At 73.2% G+C, this 16,457-nt stretch carries 13 protein-coding genes; 4 read left to right on the top strand and 9 right to left on the bottom strand.

The features are described from left to right. The first annotated feature begins 130 nt into the window (after positions 1-130). Both ACZ6CV_RS05240 and ACZ6CV_RS05235 read left to right on the top strand, forming a co-directional pair. Positions 131-454, top strand: coding sequence for an STAS domain-containing protein (locus tag ACZ6CV_RS05240; RefSeq protein ID WP_030792181.1), 324 nt, complete (start codon positions 131-133; stop codon positions 452-454). A gap of 247 nt (positions 455-701) precedes the next feature. Continuing rightward, the gene (locus ACZ6CV_RS05235) at positions 702-3,185 is read left to right on the top strand and encodes an ATP-binding protein (RefSeq protein WP_469249688.1); all 2,484 of its coding nucleotides are present in this window, start codon (positions 702-704) and stop codon (positions 3,183-3,185) included. 86 nt (positions 3,186-3,271) lie between these two features. Here ACZ6CV_RS05235 and nucS read toward each other — a convergent pair whose 3' ends face one another. Then, entirely contained in the window at positions 3,272-3,943 is a 672-nt protein-coding gene (gene nucS / locus ACZ6CV_RS05230) for an endonuclease NucS (protein ID WP_362364886.1), read from the bottom strand. 253 nt (positions 3,944-4,196) lie between these two features. On the opposite strand from nucS, the gene ACZ6CV_RS05225 reads away from it, so the two are divergent. Then, a complete protein-coding gene (locus ACZ6CV_RS05225) occupies positions 4,197-4,589 on the top strand; it encodes an SCO5389 family protein (RefSeq protein ID WP_355802756.1) in 393 nt (130 codons plus the stop codon). A gap of 73 nt (positions 4,590-4,662) precedes the next feature. Here ACZ6CV_RS05225 and ACZ6CV_RS05220 read toward each other — a convergent pair whose 3' ends face one another. After that, positions 4,663-5,697, bottom strand: coding sequence for an LLM class flavin-dependent oxidoreductase (locus tag ACZ6CV_RS05220; RefSeq protein ID WP_469249687.1), 1,035 nt, complete (start codon positions 5,695-5,697; stop codon positions 4,663-4,665). A gap of 208 nt (positions 5,698-5,905) precedes the next feature. Between ACZ6CV_RS05220 and ACZ6CV_RS05215 the strand changes: the two genes are divergently transcribed. Beyond that, complete coding sequence (locus ACZ6CV_RS05215; protein WP_362364892.1) at positions 5,906-6,238, top strand: ATP/GTP-binding protein; 333 nt, start codon at positions 5,906-5,908, stop codon at positions 6,236-6,238. A gap of 22 nt (positions 6,239-6,260) precedes the next feature. Here ACZ6CV_RS05215 and ACZ6CV_RS05210 read toward each other — a convergent pair whose 3' ends face one another. From ACZ6CV_RS05210 to scy, 7 genes are all read right to left on the bottom strand, one after another. Next, positions 6,261-7,124 carry an ABC transporter permease gene (locus ACZ6CV_RS05210; RefSeq protein ID WP_469250277.1) on the bottom strand — a complete coding sequence of 288 codons (864 nt, stop codon included), beginning with the start codon at positions 7,122-7,124 and terminating at the stop codon, positions 6,261-6,263. Between the two features lie 113 nt (positions 7,125-7,237). After that, positions 7,238-8,440, bottom strand: a complete 1,203-nt coding sequence (locus ACZ6CV_RS05205; RefSeq protein ID WP_469249686.1) for an ABC transporter ATP-binding protein — start codon at positions 8,438-8,440, stop codon at positions 7,238-7,240. A gap of 155 nt (positions 8,441-8,595) precedes the next feature. After that, complete coding sequence (locus tag ACZ6CV_RS05200) at positions 8,596-9,423, bottom strand: hypothetical protein (RefSeq protein WP_469249685.1); 828 nt, start codon at positions 9,421-9,423, stop codon at positions 8,596-8,598. Between the two features lie 47 nt (positions 9,424-9,470). After that, complete coding sequence (locus ACZ6CV_RS05195) at positions 9,471-10,241, bottom strand: ABC transporter permease (protein ID WP_358711762.1); 771 nt, start codon at positions 10,239-10,241, stop codon at positions 9,471-9,473. A 3-nt stretch (positions 10,242-10,244) separates the two neighbouring features. After that, complete coding sequence (locus ACZ6CV_RS05190) at positions 10,245-11,222, bottom strand: ABC transporter ATP-binding protein (RefSeq protein ID WP_469249684.1); 978 nt, start codon at positions 11,220-11,222, stop codon at positions 10,245-10,247. A 73-nt stretch (positions 11,223-11,295) separates the two neighbouring features. Then, positions 11,296-12,231, bottom strand: a complete 936-nt coding sequence (locus tag ACZ6CV_RS05185) for a coiled-coil domain-containing protein (RefSeq protein ID WP_362364906.1) — start codon at positions 12,229-12,231, stop codon at positions 11,296-11,298. Between the two features lie 182 nt (positions 12,232-12,413). Then, positions 12,414-16,418 (bottom strand): polarized growth protein Scy, encoded by a 4,005-nt coding sequence (scy, locus tag ACZ6CV_RS05180; RefSeq protein ID WP_469249683.1) that lies wholly within the window; start codon positions 16,416-16,418, stop codon positions 12,414-12,416. Between the last annotated feature and the right edge of the window lie 39 nt (positions 16,419-16,457).

Raw genomic sequence — 16,457 nt, 5'->3', positions numbered from 1 at the left:
GAGTGAATTCGGTATCGGTTCGCTTACAGACGGCAACTTCCTCGCCCACGCGGCAGTCAGTTGCAGTGACATACGCAGACGCCCTACGTATCGGGCGTCACCGCAGACACAGCACTCTCGGGGAGCGCATATGCACATCAGGGGCGACCAGGCCCAGCTGGTCGTCGGGGGCCGCCTCGACGTACGCAGCGCGGCGGACGCCCGCACGGTCCTGCACTCGGCCGTCGACGACGGCGCCGGCGACCTGGTGCTCGACCTGTCCGAACTCGACTCGTGGGACGCCACGGGACTCGGCGTCATCATGGGCGCGCACCGCCGCGCCGGGCGGTGCGGACGCAGACTCGTCCTGCGTCACGTGCCGCCCCAGATGCAGCGTCTCCTCGTGGCCACCCGACTGCACCGCATCCTCGCCATCGAGGGCGGCATCGGAGTCGAATCGCTCCCCAGAGCCTGACGCACCGCCCGGACACCCATCGCGCCCGGAACCGCCCGACAGCACACCGAGAGCGCACAATCCTCACGAACCCGTGACGTCTCGGACGGGACGGCACCCCGCCCTCCCGGAGATACTGGGCCAACGTCTAGGGTTCGGTCGCCACCGATATACGAACCCGCACGGGGGCACCGGACCAGAAGCGACAGCGCAGTGTGCACGAAGGCCGGAGGGGGCTCTGCACACCACGCATCTGGGGGCTAGGACCATGAACCCGATGAACCGGGGACCCGAAGAGTACGGCCATGACGGCATGGACGACGACCGCGGCGACGGCACGCCGGGCCCCGGACGCCCGCCGCGCGAGCCCGCGACGCCCGACTTCGGCCAGCCGGCACCCGCCCTGGCCCGCACCGTCCGGCTCGTCTCCGGCGACTTCCTGCTCACCGTCAACCCCGTCGACGGCAGCGAGATCGAACCCTGCCCGCCCGGGGAGCGCCCCGAACGGCCCGCCAAGCGCACCGCCGACGACCGCGCCGAGCTGCGCCGCGCCGCCCTGCCGCCGGTGCCGCCGGGACCCGCGCTGCCCCGGCTGCCGCTCCTTGAGCGCCAGGAGGAGCGCGAGCGCCTCGTACGGCTCCTGGCCCGCGGCCGCTCCGTACGGCTCACCGGACCCGCCGGATCGGGGCGTACTGCGCTCCTGAACGCCGTCGCGGACGACTGCGCCGACCTCGCGCCCGACGGCGTCGTCCGTCTCTCCGGGTACCGCAGGACCCCCACCGAACTCCTCCACGACCTCTTCGCCGTCGTCTACGAGGCTCCGCTGCACCGCCCCGAGCGCGGCCTGCTGCTCGAACTGGTCCGCGACATCGGCGCCGTCGTCGTCCTCGACGACTTGGAGTTCGGCGGCGCCGGACTCGACGAGCTGCTCGACGCCACCCCCGAGTGCGCCTTCCTCGTCGCCACCACCCCCGACGTCGCCGCGCCCTCCGCCGACTCCCACCTCGAAGAGGTCTTCCTCGGCGGCCTCGGCCGCGGCGGCGGCCTCGAACTCCTGGAGCGCGCCGTCGGCCGGATCCTCGACGACGAGGAGGCCAACTGGGCCGGCGACCTGTGGTTCGAGTCCGAGGGACTGCCGCTGCGCTTCGCCCAGGCCGGCGCCCTGCTCCGCCAGCGCGACCAGCTCCGCGCCGACCCGCACGCCTTCGAGGAGCACGGCCCCTTCGACGGCGCCCCGGCCGACGCGCCCTTCGACGACGACGCCCCGGACGTGCCGCTGCCCTCGCTCGCCGACGGCGCCGCACCCGCCGCGCTGCTCGCCTCGCGGCTCAGCCCGTCCGCCCGCGCCACGCTGACCTTCGCCGTCGCCCTCGGCGGCGAGCTGCCGCACCAGGCCCACCTGCCCGCCCTGGTCGGCGACACCCACGCCGACGCCGCCCTCGCCGAACTGGTGAGCTGCGCCCTGGTCACCCCGGTCGGCGCGCACTACCGCCTCGCCGCCGGGGTGCGGACCCAACTGGAATCCGTCGGGTACGCCGACGACGCGGCCGCGCACGCCCTGGCCGCCGCCCAGCACTACGCCTGGTGGGCCGGACACCCCTCGGTCTCCCCGGAGCGGGTCGCCGCCGAGGCGGACGCCGTGCAGGCCGCGCTCGCCGCCCTGGTCGCCACGGAGAGCGGCGCCGCCGTGCTGCTCGCCAGGACCGCCGCGCCCGCCTTCGCGGGCGGGCTCGACTGGGCCGCCTGGGAGCGGGCCCTCAGGTCAGGACAGGAGGCGGCGCGCAATGCCGGTGAGGTCGCCGAAGAGGCGTACTTCCACCACGAGTTGGGGATCCTCGCGCTCTGCGGCGGGCGGCTCGACCGGGCCCGCGCCGAGCTGGAGGCGTCCATCGGGCTGCGCGGCGCGCTCGCCGACAAGCGCGGCATGATCTCCGGCCGCAGGGCCCTCGCGCTGGTCGCCGACCGCTCGGGCGGCGCGCGGTCCGCCGTGGGCGGCGACTCTGTGGCCGGCGAGGAGCTGCCCGAGGTCCGGCACGAGGAGTCGGCGTCGCCCCCCGGCGGCATCCCCGCCGTCTTCGCGCTGCCCGTACCGCCCCCGGAACCGGAGACCGTGGTCACCCACAAGGTGACGCCCACCGTCGTCGCCCCGGGGCCCGCGCCCAGCCGCCGCTCCATCATCCACGGCACCCGGCGCAACCTCGTCGCCGCGGGCGCGGGCGCCCTGCTCGCCGCCGTCCTCGGCACCGTCGTCACCCTCGGCGCCACCTCCGACAACGACGCCCCGCAGGGCGACAAGGTCAAGACGGAGCAGTCGGCGACCCCGGAGGGCGAGGGCGACGGCGCCAACGCCGACCCGCCGGGGCAGGACTCCACGAGCCGCCCCGTCGACCCCGGCGAGGACGGCGTCACCGGCACCGCCGACGACCCGACGCCGAGCGGCAGCGCCGCCGATCCCTCCGGCAGTCCGAGCGGCAGCGGCAAGCCCTCCGGCTCCCCGAGCGGCAAGCCGACCGAGCCGAGCGACAAGCCCACGAAGCCGACGGACAAGCCGACCGAGCCCACCGACAAGCCCACCAAGCCCACGCACGAGCCGACGGACCCGCCGACGGACGATCCGACCGACCCGCCCACGCAGGAGCCGACGCCGTCCGACTCCAGCGACGCCCCCTCCTCGCCCGAGATCTCCGACTCGGCGAGCCGCTCCGGCGCATCGCCGAGCGACGCGGACGGCGCGTCGGCGACGGCGGGCTGAGCGTCCCGTACGCACGACGGAGGGCCGGGTCCACCAGGACCCGGCCCTCACTCGTACTCCTCGCGACAGGTACTGCCCGCGACAGGTCAGAACAGCCGCAGCTTGTCGTCCTCGATGCCGCGCAGGGCGTTGTAGTCGAGGACCGCGCAGCCGATCCCGCGGTCCGTGGCGAGCACGCGGGCCTGCGGCTTGATCTCCTGGGCCGCGAAGATGCCCTTGACGGGCGCCAGGTGCGGGTCGCGGTTCAACAGCTCCAGATAGCGGGTGAGTTGCTCGACGCCGTCGATCTCGCCGCGCCGCTTGATCTCCACGGCGACGGTCTGCCCGTCGGCGTCGCGGCAGAGGATGTCCACCGGGCCGATCGCCGTCATGTACTCGCGGCGGATGAGCGAATATCCCTCACCCAGTGTCTCGATCCGGTCGGCGAGGAGCTCCTGAAGGTGTGCTTCCACGCCGTCCTTGATGAGACCCGGGTCCACGCCCAGCTCGTGCGAGGAGTCGTGCAGGATCTCCTCCATCGTGATGATGAGCTTCTCGCCACCCTTGTTCACGACGGTCCACACGCCCGCGTCGTCCCCGGTGCCCTCCTTCAAGGTGCAGGGCGGCGACATCCAGTTGAGCGGTTTGTAGGCCCTGTCGTCCGCGTGGATGGAGACGCTGCCGTCCGCCTTCACCAGGATCAGGCGAGGGGCCGACGGGAGATGGGCGGTGAGCCGGCCCGCGTAGTCCACGGAGCATCGGGCAATGACGAGACGCATGGGGCGCAACGCTACTCGACTCGGGGCGGTGTACGCGATTCGTCCCCGGCCGGCCCGCGGCGAGGGCGCGGCCGCGCGACTTGTCCGCCGATGGACCCGTTCGATCCTGGCCGGTTATGCGCCCAATCTCCTGGTGCGGTCACGGCCCGTTGCCTACCGTAGAAGCAAGAGGTCGTCATCCGTGCACGCTGCGTAGGCGGACTCCATCCCTGTCCGTAGGCCCCCGCTCCACGGGGGTGCGAGAGGAGAACCCATGTCGCTCGACGTCTCACCGGCACTGTTGGAACAGGCCGAGCGAGGCGAGGTGGACGAAGCGGAATTCGTCGACTGCGTCCGGACCTCCCTGCCTTACGCATGGGAGATGATCAGCTCTCTGGTGGCCCAGCTCAAGGTTGACGGCGGCGAGTTCGCCGACAACCAGACCCCGCCGCCGGACGAGCAGGCGCGCGGCCAGCTGCTGCGCGCTCTCGCGAGCGACGCCATCCGCGGTGCCCTGCAGCGGCACTTCGGCGTGCGCCTCGCCTTCCAGAACTGCCACCGTGTGGCGGTTTTCCCGCTGGATCCTTCGGTGGACGACCGGCTCGCCCGTTTCACCTCGATCCGGGGCCAGTTGCTCAACCAGTCGCCGGAACTGCGGGACTGCTGACGTCTGTTGCTGCCGCTCCGTACGCGGGAGGTGTGTCAGTCCGGAGCGGCAGCTCCACCGTCGACGGCGGGTCTCAGCCGAGCTGGGGAAGCACTTCGGCGCCCAGCCTCCGTACGTTCTCCTCGGTGGCCGCGAGGTCGCCCGAGCCCTCCACGAGCAGCGCGAAGCGCGTGATGCCGGTGCGCTCCGCGGTCGCGGCGAGCCGGTCCGCGCACACCTGCGGGGTGCCCACCGGGTGCAGCCCGCAGAGCAGTTCGGTGTACGCGAGCGGGTCCCGCATGGCGCGGTGGCGGCCGTCGACGGTCACATGGGCGTCCAGCCCCTGCTTCAGCCAGCCGGGCATCGCCTTCTGTAAGACCTCCGCCGCATCCGGACGACGGTCGGCGACCTGGGCGACACCGGCCGAGACGTGTGAGGCGGCGGTGATGTCCTCGGGCGGATGGCCGGAGGCACGCGCGTGCCGATTCCACAAGGCCACCATTTCGGCCTTCTCGTCGTCGCCCACGTGCATGCCGAGCAGCATGGGAAGGCAGCGCTGCGCGGCGAGCCGGACACTCGCCGGCGAGGTACAGGCGACGACGACCTCGGGGCCCTTGCCGCCCGAGCCGTCGAGGGCCTCCTGCGGGCGCGGGACGACGGCGACCTCGCGGAAGGGATACCGCTCGCCCCGGCCTTCGACACGGGGCTCGCGCAGCCACCGCAGGAGCAGGTCGAGGGAGTCGGGAAACCCCTTCTCGTACGCCTCCAGGCCGGCTCCGAAGACCTCCAGGTCCACCCAGGGGCCGCCGCGTCCGACCCCGAGCGAGAACCGTCCGCCGGACGTCACGTGCAGCAGCGCCGCCTGCTCGCCGAGCGCCACCGGGTGGGCGGTCGGGAGTACGCTCACGGCTGTGCCGACGTGGATCCGCCGGGTCCGGCCGAGCAGCAGCGCCGCGAGGGTCACCGCCGACGGACAGGTGCCGTACGGCACGAAGTGGTGTTCGGCGAGCCAGACGGAGTCGAGCCCCGCCTCCTCGGCCACCTCGGCGGACCGCACCGCACGGTGCAGCGCCTCCCCCTGCCCCTGTCCGGGAAACTGGGCGGCGAGAACAAAACTACCTACACGCATCGAACTCCTGCCTCCTTGGCGCCGACGCAGGCACTCCCCCTACGGGCAACAACGCATGACACGTGCCAAAGGCACGGCCTGGCAGAAAGATTGTTGGATTTTCCGTGCAGCGGCCGGGATCGGGGCGCCCCGCGCGGGACGTCCGCCCCTCGGCGCGGCGCGTAGGCTGGTCACCCTCCTGACCGCCGTACAGCCCGTGAGGTGTTCCGTGTCCCCGCGTCGCAACCGCCCCAAGGGCGCCGGAGAGCCGAGGATGTCCGCGGACGCGGAACCGTCCGGCCGCTACGGCGGCTTCCAGAGCACCGAGAGCTGGCAGGGCGAGGAGTGGAGCGTGCGCCATGTGGCGGGCGCGAGCGCGGCGGGCAAGCGGTACCGCTGCCCGGGATGCGACCAGGAGATCCCCTCGGGGCTCGCCCACGTGGTGGCGTGGCCGGAGCACTCGGGCGTGGACGAGCGCAGGCACTGGCACAAGGCGTGCTGGAACGCGAAGGACCGCCGCACCACGCGGGTGCAGCGGTCCCGTAACGCGCCGAGGTACTGAACTCCCCCTCGGATGGCGTGTCTTACACGTCGCGCTTCTCCAGGAGGGCGAAGGCGCCCGCGACGGCGAGGGCCGTGACGACCACGAGCAGCGTCAGCTGCGAGCCGCCGCTGCCGCCGGTCTCGTCCGCGCCGAAGACCTTGGCGAGGGCGGTGATGGCGTTGTAGTCGTTCATCTTCTCGCCGAGCGGCTGCGTGCTCTCCCAGATCATCAGGAAGCCGCCCAGGATCGCGGGCAGCAGCACCACGCCGAGCATCGCCGTGATGGCGCCCGCGGAGTGCCGCAGCATGGAGCCGACGGCGAGCGCGAGCACGCCGAGGAGCGAGACGTACAGACCGCCCTTGAAGACCGTGCCGGCCCACGGCAGGTCGCCCGCCTCCGGGCCGCTGTTGACGGCCGACGCCGTGAGGCCCACCAGCAGGATGGAGCCGGCGGAGACGACGAACGCGACCACGAAGAAGATCAGGATCTTCGCCGTGAGGACGCGGTGGCGCTGCGGGGACGCGGTGAACGTCGTACGGATCATGCCCGTGCCGTACTCGGACGAGGTGACCAGCACGCCGAGCGTGATCAGGCAGATCTGGCCGAGCATCAGGCCGAAGAAGGCCGGGACGGTGAACGGCATGTCCGCGTAGTCGGCCGGCTCCGTGTTCGCGACGGCGAGCAGACCGATGCCGACGACCAGGAGCAGGAAGACGCCGAGGGTCCACATCGTGGAGCGGACCGACTTGATCTTCGTCCACTCGGAGGCGAGGGCGTTGCCGAGGTGGGTCTTCTTGACCGGGATCGGCGAGGTGTAGGCGTTGGCCATCGCCTGCTGCCAGGCGGAGGGCGGCGCGGGGGCGGCGGGCGCGGGGGCGGCGGGGACGCCGGGGGCACCCTGCATCGGGGCTCCCTGCGCGGGGGCACCCTGCATCGGGGCGCCCGCCGGTGCGTACGCCTGCTGGGGCTGCGCCTGCGGCTGCGGCTGTGGCTGCTGCTGCGGAGTCGGAGGCGTGGTCATCGCTGGTCCTCGCTGTCGCGCTTGGTCATGTCGGGGGCGGGGGCCGCCGGGGCGGGGGCCGCGGGGGCGGCCGGGGCTGCGGCCGGGGGCTGCTGGGGCGCCGTCGCGTAGGGGTTCGGCGTCCCGGGGGCGCCCGGTCCCTGCGGCGGCGCGAAGGGCTGACCGCCCTGCTGGGGCGGCGGCGGGGCGTACCAGCCGGGCTGGCCCTGGCCGGGCACCGGCGGCTGGCCGGGCGGCAGCGCGCCGGGCGGCGCCTGCTGCTCGAAGCCGGCGCGCTGGTCGACGGTGGAGCGGTAGTCGACGGCGCCCTGCGTCATCCGCATGTACGCCTCTTCGAGGGAGGCCTGGTGCGGGGAGAGCTCCCACAGGCGGGCGTTCGCGTCGTGCGCGAGGTCGCTGATGCGGGGGAGCGGCAGACCGGTCACGCGCAGGGCACCGTCCGGCTCCGGCAGCACCTGGCCGCCCGCCTCGGTCAGCGCGGCGGTCAGCTTCTCGCGCTGCTGCGGATCGGTGTCCGGGGTCCGCACCCGGGCGAAGTCCGCGGAGTTGTGCGAGATGAAGTCCTTGACGCTCATGTCGGCGAGCAGCTGGCCGCGGCCGATGACGACGAGGTGCTCGGCGGTCAGCGCCATCTCGCTCATCAGGTGGGACGAGACGAAGACCGTGCGGCCCTCGGCGGCGAGGGACTTCATCAGGTTGCGGACCCAGAGGATGCCCTCGGGGTCGAGGCCGTTGACCGGCTCGTCGAAGAGCAGCACCTGCGGGTCGCCGAGGAGCGCCGCCGCGATGCCGAGCCGCTGGCCCATGCCGAGCGAGAAGCCCTTGGAGCGCTTCTTCGCCACGTCCTGCAGCCCCACGACGCCGAGCACCTCGTCGACCCGGCGGGCCGGGATGCCGGAGAGCTGGGCGAGGCAGAGCAGGTGGTTGCGGGCGTGCCGGCCGCCGTGCACCGCCTTGGCGTCGAGCAGCGCGCCGACCTGGCGCGGCGCGTTCGGGAGCTTGCGGTACGGGTAGCCGCCGATCGTCACCTGCCCGGTGGTGGGAGCGTCGAGCCCGAGGATCATGCGCATCGTCGTCGACTTGCCGGAGCCGTTGGGCCCGAGGAAGCCGGTGACGGTACCGGGCCGCACCTGGAAGGAAAGGTTGTACACGGCTGTCTTGGCGCCGTAGCGCTTCGTCAGGCCGACTGCCTCGATCATTCTCCGCACCCATCGAATGGTTCAGGACGTCGGGGCACACGCCCCCGTAAGGGTTAGGAGGATAACGGGGAGCTGACGGTTCCAGCCAAGAGCGAGCAGAACTCAAGGGGGGGGCGCAGGGGCCGGGCCTCGGTCAGCCGGGAGCCGGGTCTCGGTCAGCCGGGCGGAGCGTGGAGTTCCGTCCAGGGCAGCACCCAGCCCTCCTCGGCGAAGAGAAGCGTGCCCCGTGCACGCAGCTCGGGGTCGACCGCCGCCCGCCGCACCCACGTCGCGGCGTCCGGCCCGAGCAGCTCGCGCAGCCGGGGCGAGGCGTCGAGGAGCCGGTCGAGGAGGACCGCCTGGTCGCCGCCGCCCGGCCGGGGCAGTCCGGTGGCCGGGTCGGCGAGGAGACCGCGCACGCTCACGTAGACCTGGGCCGCGTCGAGCCGCTCGCCGGTCGGCAGGACCATCCCGTACGCCGCTCCGGGCAGCGCCACCCGCCGGTAGTTGGGCAGCTCCGTGGCGTCGACCGCGGAGAGCTGGGCCGGGTCGAGCCAGGAGACGACGAGCGTGCCGCGCGCCTCGGGGGCGGTGTAGGGGGCGGCCGCGACGTACCCGGCGCGGCCGATGTGCGCGGAGTGGCCGACGCCGATGCCGCGCAGCCGCACGGGCACCATCGGCACGGCACCGGGGACGCCGAGCCGGGCGAGCTTGTGGGCGAGCTGCCCGGGGGAGGCGTTCGAGCCGACGGCGATCACGGGCAGCCGGCCGGCGACGGGCGGCTGCCCGAGGCCGTCCAGGACGTCGTTCAGCGCGGGGTGGGGCCGGTGGCTCCCGTCGACGCTCCACGCGCCGAGCCCGCCCCGCCGGGCCCGGAGCGGCAGCAGTTCGGCGCCGGTCAGCAGGGAGGGGACCGTGACCGGCAGGCCGGGGTAGGTGAGGGGCTGCAGGGCGGGCACCCCGTCGAGACCGAGCGCCGCGAGTCCGCGGTTCTGCGCCGTCACACGCCCCCCTGTGGCCTCGCGGCCGTACGTCCCGCGGGACGCTCCCCTCACGCGTCCCGCTTCTTCAGCAGTACGTACCCACCGATCAGCGCGGCCACCACCCACACCAGCATGATCCCGAGCCCGCCCCACGGCCCGTACGGGGTGTCGTCGTCGAACGGCGTCTTGACCTGCATGATCTTGCTGCCGGCCTGGTCGGGCAGGAAGCGGCCGATCTTCTTGGTCGCCGAGACGTTGCCGAGGATGTTGGAGATCAGGAAGAAGAACGGCATCAGGATGCCCAGCGAGAGCATCGGGCTGCGCAGCATCGCCGCGACGCCCATCGAGAACATCGCGATCAGCGTCATGTAGAGGGCGCCGCCGATCACGGCGCGCAGCACGCCGGGGTCGCCGATCTGCGCCTTGTACTGCCCGAGCATCGCCTGCCCGACGAAGAACGTGATGAAGCTGGTCGCCAGGCCCACCACGAACGCGAGCAGCGTGGCGACGGCGATCTTGCTGAACAGGAAGGTGGCGCGCTGCGGTACCGCGGCGAGCGAGGTGCGGATCATGCCGGTGCTGTACTCGTTCGACACGACGAGCACCCCGAAGACGATCATCGCGAGCTGGCCGAGCGACATCCCGGCGAAGCTGATGAAGGTCGGGTCGAACGTCAGCTTGTCCTCGGTGTCGAGGCTGTCGTAGTCGTTCTTGGACAGGATGCTGATCAGCATGCCCAGCGCGATCGTGACGACGACGGCGAGACCGAGCGTCCAGACGGTCGACGAGACCGAGCGGATCTTGGTCCACTCCGACTTCAGGACCTGTGCGGCGGCCATCGCTCAGACCCCCTTCCGCTGCTGCTGCCAGCCCTCGCCCCAGCCGGCGGGCGGCGCCGGCTCCGCCGATCCGCCGTCCGTGTGCGCGTGGTACTCGACCGACTCCGCGGTGAGCTGCATGAAGGCCTCCTCCAGCGAGGCCTGCTGGGGGCTCAGTTCGTGCAGGACGAGCTGGTGGTTCGCCGCGAGCTCGCCGAGCCGCTCCGAGGGCGTCCCGTCCACTTCGAGGGCGCCGTCGCCCGCCTCGACGGCGGTGATGCCCGCCTCGTGCAGGACGTCGAGGAGGCGTTCGCGCTGCGGGGAGCGGAGTCTGACGTACGACCGGGAGTTCCGCCGGATGAACTCCGACATCGACATGTCGGCGAGGAGCCGGCCCTGGCCGATGACGACGAGGTGGTCGGCGGTGAGCGCCATCTCGCTCATCAGGTGCGAGGAGACGAAGACCGTACGGCCCTGGGCGGCAAGGGACTTCATCAGGTTCCTGATCCAGTGGACGCCCTCGGGGTCGAGGCCGTTGACCGGCTCGTCGAACATCAGGATCTCGGGGTCGCCGAGCAGGGCGCCCGCGATGCCGAGCCGCTGGCCCATGCCGAGCGAGAAGCCCTTGGCCTTCTTCTTGGCGACGGCGGTCAGACCGACCGTGTCGAGGACCTCGGAGACCCGGGCCCGCGGAATGCCGTTGCTCTGCGCCAGACAGAGGAGATGGTTGTAGGCGCTGCGGCCGCCGTGCATCGCCTTCGCGTCCAGCAGCGCGCCGATGTACTTGAGCGGGTCCTTCAGCTGCGCGTACTGCCGGTTGTCGATGCGTACCGAGCCGGCCGAGGGGTTGTCGAGGCCGAGCATCATGCGCATGGTCGTGGACTTGCCCGCGCCGTTGGGGCCGAGGAAGCCGGTGACCATGCCGGGGCGCACGGTGAAGGTCAGCTCGTTGACGGCCACCTTCTCGCCGTACCGCTTGGTCAGCCCCTGGAGCTCGATCATGCGCCCACGCTAGAACGGGACAAAGCCCCCTGCCACTCGATGGCGGGGGGCTTCGCTGCTCCGGCGGATCGCTTCAGCGGGTCTGCTGCGCGGGGACGCCGCGCGAGACCGGCTCGTCGTCGGCGGGCGTGCCGGCGGCGGCCACGGCCGCGCCGGTGAGCGTCGCCAGCATCTCGCGCACGTTGGTGAGCTGCGCGTTGATCGAGTCGCGCCGGTTCGTCAGGGCCGCGAGCTCGCGCTCGGACTCCGAGCGGATCCGGTCCGCCTTGGCGTTCGCGTCGGCCACGATGTCCTCGGCCTGGCGCTGGGCGGTCTCGACGGTCTGACGGGCCCGGCGCTCGGCGTCGGTCCGCAGCTTCTCCGCCTCCAGACGCAGCTGCTCCGCGCGGTGCTCGATCTCCGCGAGGCGCTTCTCCGCCTTGGCCTGACGCGATGCCAGGTCGCGCTCGGACTGCTCGCGGCGCTTGGCGAGGTTCGTCTCGAAGTCCGCGGCGGCCTGGGCGGCCTTGGCGCGGGTCTCCTCGAAGAGGGCGTCCGCCTCCTCGCGCTTGGACTGCGCGTCCTTCTGGGCCTCGGCACGCAGGGCGTTGGCCTCGCCCTTGGCCTTCTCGACGATCCGGACGCCCTCGTCCTCGGCCTTGGCCTTGCGCTCGGTGGCGAACGACTCGGCGTCGTTGCGCACCTGCTGGGCCGCGGACTCGGCGAGCTCACGGTGCTGCTCGGCCGCGCGACGGGCCTCCTCGCGCAGGTCCTTCGCCTCCTCCTCGGCGAGGCGGAGGATCTTCTCGACGCGGGCACCGAGACCGGCGTACGACGGCTCGGCGTCGGCGACCTGGGCCTGGGCGTTCTGCGTCTCGAGGTGCAGCTCCTCGATGCGCTTTTCCAGAGCAGTGATGCGGGCAAGAGCGCTGTCACGGTCGGAGACGAGCTTGGAGATACGTTCGTCCACCTGAGCGCGGTCGTACCCACGCCGCACAAGCTCGAAGCCGTAGGGGGAAGTGTCGCTCATGGGGTTCCTGTCGAATGAGACCGGTGAGGTGATAGAGGGAATCCTAGGGGTCAAGGCGGCGTGTCATCGAGCAGATGCCCGTTTGATCTGGAGAATGACACCCCTTTTGAGTGGCTAACCGCCAGAGCACTTGCCAGCGACAGGGCCAAAGGTCCTTACAGAGCACGGCAGATGCCCTTTGGCTAGCCCTCCGACTGCTTGCCACCCGATCGTGTCGATCCCGCCGCGGCCCCGGCCTTGACGCCGCCCGCACCGGAGCCGCCACCGGCCCCGGGCTTCGCACCGCCTGACGGGGCCTCGAAAGACTCCAACGCCTCAAGCACGTCCTGGACACGGGAGATCTCCGCATTGATGTCCTCCCGACGGCGGACCAGGATCTCCAGCTCGCGCTTGCCCTCCTCGACCGTACGCGTCGCCTCCTCCTCGGCGTCGGCCCGGATCCGCTCGGCCTCGCCCACCAGCGCGGCCTTCTTCGCCTCGGCCTCCTTCAGCAGGCCCTCGGCCTTCTTCACCGCGGAGATCCGCACCTTGCTCGCCTCGGAACTGGCGTCCGAGAGCAGCTCCTTGGCCTTCGCCTGCGCCTCGGCGAGCTGCTCCTCGGCGGCCTTGACCAGCGCGTCGCAGCGCTCGCCCGCGGTCTTCATCGCCTCGGCGGACTCGCGGCGGGCGCGCTCGTGCAGCTCCTCGATCTCGGCGGTGAGGCGGTCGCGCTGCTCCTCCGAGCGCTCCCTTATGGCGGTGGCGTCCCTGCGGGCGCCGATCAGCAGCTCGTCCGCGTCCGTACGGGCCTTCTCCACCAGGGAGTTGCCCTCGACCGTGGCCTCGGCGACAAGGCGCTCGGCCTCCTTGCGGGCCGCGCCGACCATCGTGTCGGCCTGCGCCTCGGCCTCCGTGGTCGCCTTGAGGGCCTTCTCCTGCGCGTCGGAGGTCAGCTTGTCCGCCTCGGACGCGGCCTCGGTGATGAGGGTGTCGACCTGCTCGGCGGCCTCCTGACGGCGCTTGTTGGCGGCCTGGCGGGCCTCGTCGAGGGTCCGCTCCGCCTCGTCGCGCGCCTCGGACGTGAGCCGCTCGGCCTCGCGCGCCGCGTCCGCCTTGAGCCGCTCGGAGTCGCTGCGGATCCGCTCGGCGTGCTGCTGCGCGGAGTTGACCGTCTCGGCGGCCTCGGCGCGCAGCCGCTCCGCGTCGCCGGAGGCGTCCGAGATGAGCTTCTCGGCCTTCGCCACCGACTCCGCGCGCACCCGCTCGGCCTCGGTGACGGTCTCCGCCGTGAGCCGCTCGGCCTCGGCGGTCGACTCGGCACGCAGCCGCTCGGCCTCCGCCGTCGACTCCGCGCGCAGCCGCTCGGCCTGCTCGGCGGCCTCCGTACGGACGCGCTCGGCCTCCGCGATCGTGTCGTTCTGCAGCTTCTCGGCCTCGCTGCGGGCCTCGCCGATCAGCTGGTCGGCCTGGGTCGCGGCGTCGCCGCGGATGCGGTTGGCGTCCTCCCGGGCGTCGGCGCGCGTACGGGACGCGTCCTGCTCGGCCTGCGCGATGGTGTCCGATGCCTCGGTACGCACCCGCTGGGCGTGGTCCGAGGCGTCCGAGCGCATCCGCTCGGCCTCCGCCATGGCCTCCGCGACCGTCCGCTCGGCCAGGGACTTCGCCGCCTCGGACGCCTCCGCGGCCTCGCGCCGGACGCGGCCCGCGTCCTCGGTGGCGCGCTCCCGCTCGGCGTAGGCGTCGGCGCGGACGCGGTCGGCCTCCTCCTGCGCCTCCGTCCGGGTGCGCTCGGCGGCGTGCTCGGCGGCCGAACGCAGCCCCGCCACCTCTTCCTGCGCCGCCTCGTGCAGCCCGGCCACGGAGTCCCGTACGGACTGGGCGGTCTGCTCGGCGGCCGAGACCATCTCGGTGGCGCGGCGGTCGGCCTCCTCGACGAGGCGGACCGCCTCGGCCTGCGCCTCCTCGACGCGCTTGCGCGCGGAGGCGAGGAGCTCCTCGCTCTGCTCGCGGGCCCGCTCGCGCTCCTGGTCGGCCTCCGCGCGTGCGGAGCCCAGCGTCTCCTCGGCCTCGCGGCGGCGCCGGGCCGCTTCCTCCTGGGCGGCGGCCAGCGCCTCGGCGGCCTCCGCGGCGACCCGCTCGGCGGCGCCCGCGGCCTCGGCGCGGACCCGGTCGGCGGACTCCTGCGCCTCGGTCTTGAGCCGCTCGGCCTCTGCGGCGGCCTCCGACCGCAGCCGTACGGCGATGTTCTCGCCCTCCGCGCGGGCCTGCGAGGCGTCGGCGGCGGCCTCGGTGCGCAGCCGCTCCGCCTCGGTCTCGGCCTGCGCCTGCAGCGTGCGGATCCGCTCGGCGGACTCCGCGCGCAGCCGGTCGGTCTCCTCGGTGGCCTGACCGCGGATGCGCTCGGCCTCCGCGCGGGCGTCGGTCAGCGCCTGCTCGGCGGCGGAAAGACGCTCCTCGGCCTCCGTGTGCAGCCGCGTCAGCTCCTCGGCTGCCTCGGCCTGACGTGCCGCTATGGCCCGCTCGGTCTCCTCGCGCAGCGCCCGCGCGGCCTCCTCGGCCTCGGACTTCGTCGCCTCGGCCTGCTCGTCGGCCTCCTCGCGGTGCCGCTCGGCCTCCGCGCGGGTGCGCTCCAGGGTCTCCTCGGCCTGCGTGCGCAGGGTCGTGGCGCGCTCGACGGCCTCCGCGCGGACCCGCTCGCTCTCGATGGTCGCGGCGGTGCGCAGCTCCTCGGCGTCGGCCTTCGCCTTGGCGAGCAGCTCCTCGGCGGACTTGGCCGCCTCCTCGATCTCCTTGACCGCCTCGCGCCGCGCCTCGCCGCGGATGCGCTCACCCTCGGCGACCGCGTCGGCGCGCAGCTGCTCGGCCTCGCCGCGCAGCCGGCGCGCCTCCTCCTGCAGCTCGACGGTCTTGGCGCGGTACTCCTTGGTGTCGTCCTTCGCCGCGCCCTTGAGCTCCTCGGCGATGTCGTGCGCCTCGGCGCGCAGCCGGTCGGCCTCGGCCTCCGCCTCGGAGCGGATCCGCTCGGCCTCCTCGGTGGCGGCCTTCGTGGTCTCCTTGGCGTTCTTGGACGCCTTGTCGAGGACCTCCTCGGCGGTCCGCGCGGCCTTCGCGAGCTGGCCCGCGGTCTCCTCGGCGGTGATCGTGCGCGCCTTCTCGGCGGCGTCCGCGATCAGCTTCTCGGCCTCCGCGCGGGCGTCGGCGACCAGTTGCTCGGCCTCGGCCCTGGTGGACTCGGCCTCCTTGGTGGCCTCGCCGACCAGCCGGGCGACCTGCTCCTTGGCGGTGCGGGTGCGCTGTTCGTTGGCCCCCTCGGCGGCCGAGAGCTGCTTGGAGGCGGTCTCCTTGGCCTCGGCGAGCACCTTCTCCGCCTCGGCGCGCGCCGCGCGCAGCGCCGTCTCGGCCTCGGCCATCCGCTGCTCGGCGGCCCGGCTCGCCTCGGCGGCCTGCCGGCGCGCCTGCTCGGACTCGGTCGCCGTGGTGGAGCGCAGCTGCTCGGCGTGGTCGGTGGCCTCCTGGGCCTGCGTCGACGCGGCGTTCAGGAGGCGCTCGGCGTCGGTGCGGGCGCGGCGCAGGATCGCTTCCGCCTCGGCGCGGGCGGCCTCGGCGTCACCGGCCAGGCGCCGGCGGGCCTCCTCGGCGATCCGGGCGGCCTCGGCGCGGGCGGCGGCCAGTGCCTGGTCGGCCTCGGCGCGCGACTCGTCGAGGAGGCGGCGGGCCTGCTGTTCGGTACGGGCCCGCAGCTGCTCGGCCCACGCCACGTTCTCGTTGACGTGCGACTCGACGGTCTGGCGGCGCTCGGCCAGCTCCTGGTCGAGCTGCTGGCGGCGGGAGACGGCCTCGGCGTGCAGCTCCGACTGCAGGCGGGCCTGCTGTTCGGCGTGCTCCTGGAGGATGCGCTGGGTCTGGGCACGGGCGTCGCGCAGCTCGCGCTCGGCGTCGGTGCGCAGCTGGTCTGCCTGGATCTGGGCATTGCGGAGCATCTGCTCGGCCTGATACCCGATGTCCGCGCTGTCGTAGGCAGGGCGGGACGCGAGGTTGCGGCGCGCCTCGTGCAGCTTGGCGCGCAACACCTCGACCTGGTAGCCGAGGTCCTCGGCGTGCTGGACGGCCTTCTCCCGCTCGGTCTTCAGCCGGTCCATCTCGGCCTCGAACCGGGACAGACTGTCGGTCTCAGCCCGCGAGTTCTCTTGGCGTTCGTAGCCCCGCACTGCGCGGTCCCATCCTTCCCCAAGCTCGTCGAGCAGGGG

The organism is Streptomyces sp. NPDC041713, assembly GCF_055591085.1.
This window is presented reverse-complemented; position numbering and strand designations above follow the sequence as displayed.

Excerpts from the sequence above, each read along its gene's own strand:
- nucS (WP_362364886.1), bottom strand. The coding sequence starts at position 3,943 with ATGCGTCTCGTCATTGCCCGATGCTCCGTGGACTACGCGGGCCGGCTC.
- ACZ6CV_RS05190 (WP_469249684.1), bottom strand. The coding sequence starts at position 11,222 with ATGATCGAGCTCCAGGGGCTGACCAAGCGGTACGGCGAGAAGGTGGCC.
- ACZ6CV_RS05195 (WP_358711762.1), bottom strand. The coding sequence starts at position 10,241 with ATGGCCGCCGCACAGGTCCTGAAGTCGGAGTGGACCAAGATCCGCTCG.
- ACZ6CV_RS05225 (WP_355802756.1), top strand. The coding sequence starts at position 4,197 with ATGTCGCTCGACGTCTCACCGGCACTGTTGGAACAGGCCGAGCGAGGC.
- ACZ6CV_RS05210 (WP_469250277.1), bottom strand. The coding sequence starts at position 7,124 with ATGCAGGGTGCCCCCGGCGTCCCCGCCGCCCCCGCGCCCGCCGCCCCC.
- ACZ6CV_RS05235 (WP_469249688.1), top strand. The coding sequence starts at position 702 with ATGAACCCGATGAACCGGGGACCCGAAGAGTACGGCCATGACGGCATG.
- ACZ6CV_RS05185 (WP_362364906.1), bottom strand. The coding sequence starts at position 12,231 with ATGAGCGACACTTCCCCCTACGGCTTCGAGCTTGTGCGGCGTGGGTAC.
- ACZ6CV_RS05205 (WP_469249686.1), bottom strand. The coding sequence starts at position 8,440 with ATGATCGAGGCAGTCGGCCTGACGAAGCGCTACGGCGCCAAGACAGCC.
- ACZ6CV_RS05240 (WP_030792181.1), top strand. The coding sequence starts at position 131 with ATGCACATCAGGGGCGACCAGGCCCAGCTGGTCGTCGGGGGCCGCCTC.
- ACZ6CV_RS05220 (WP_469249687.1), bottom strand. The coding sequence starts at position 5,697 with ATGCGTGTAGGTAGTTTTGTTCTCGCCGCCCAGTTTCCCGGACAGGGG.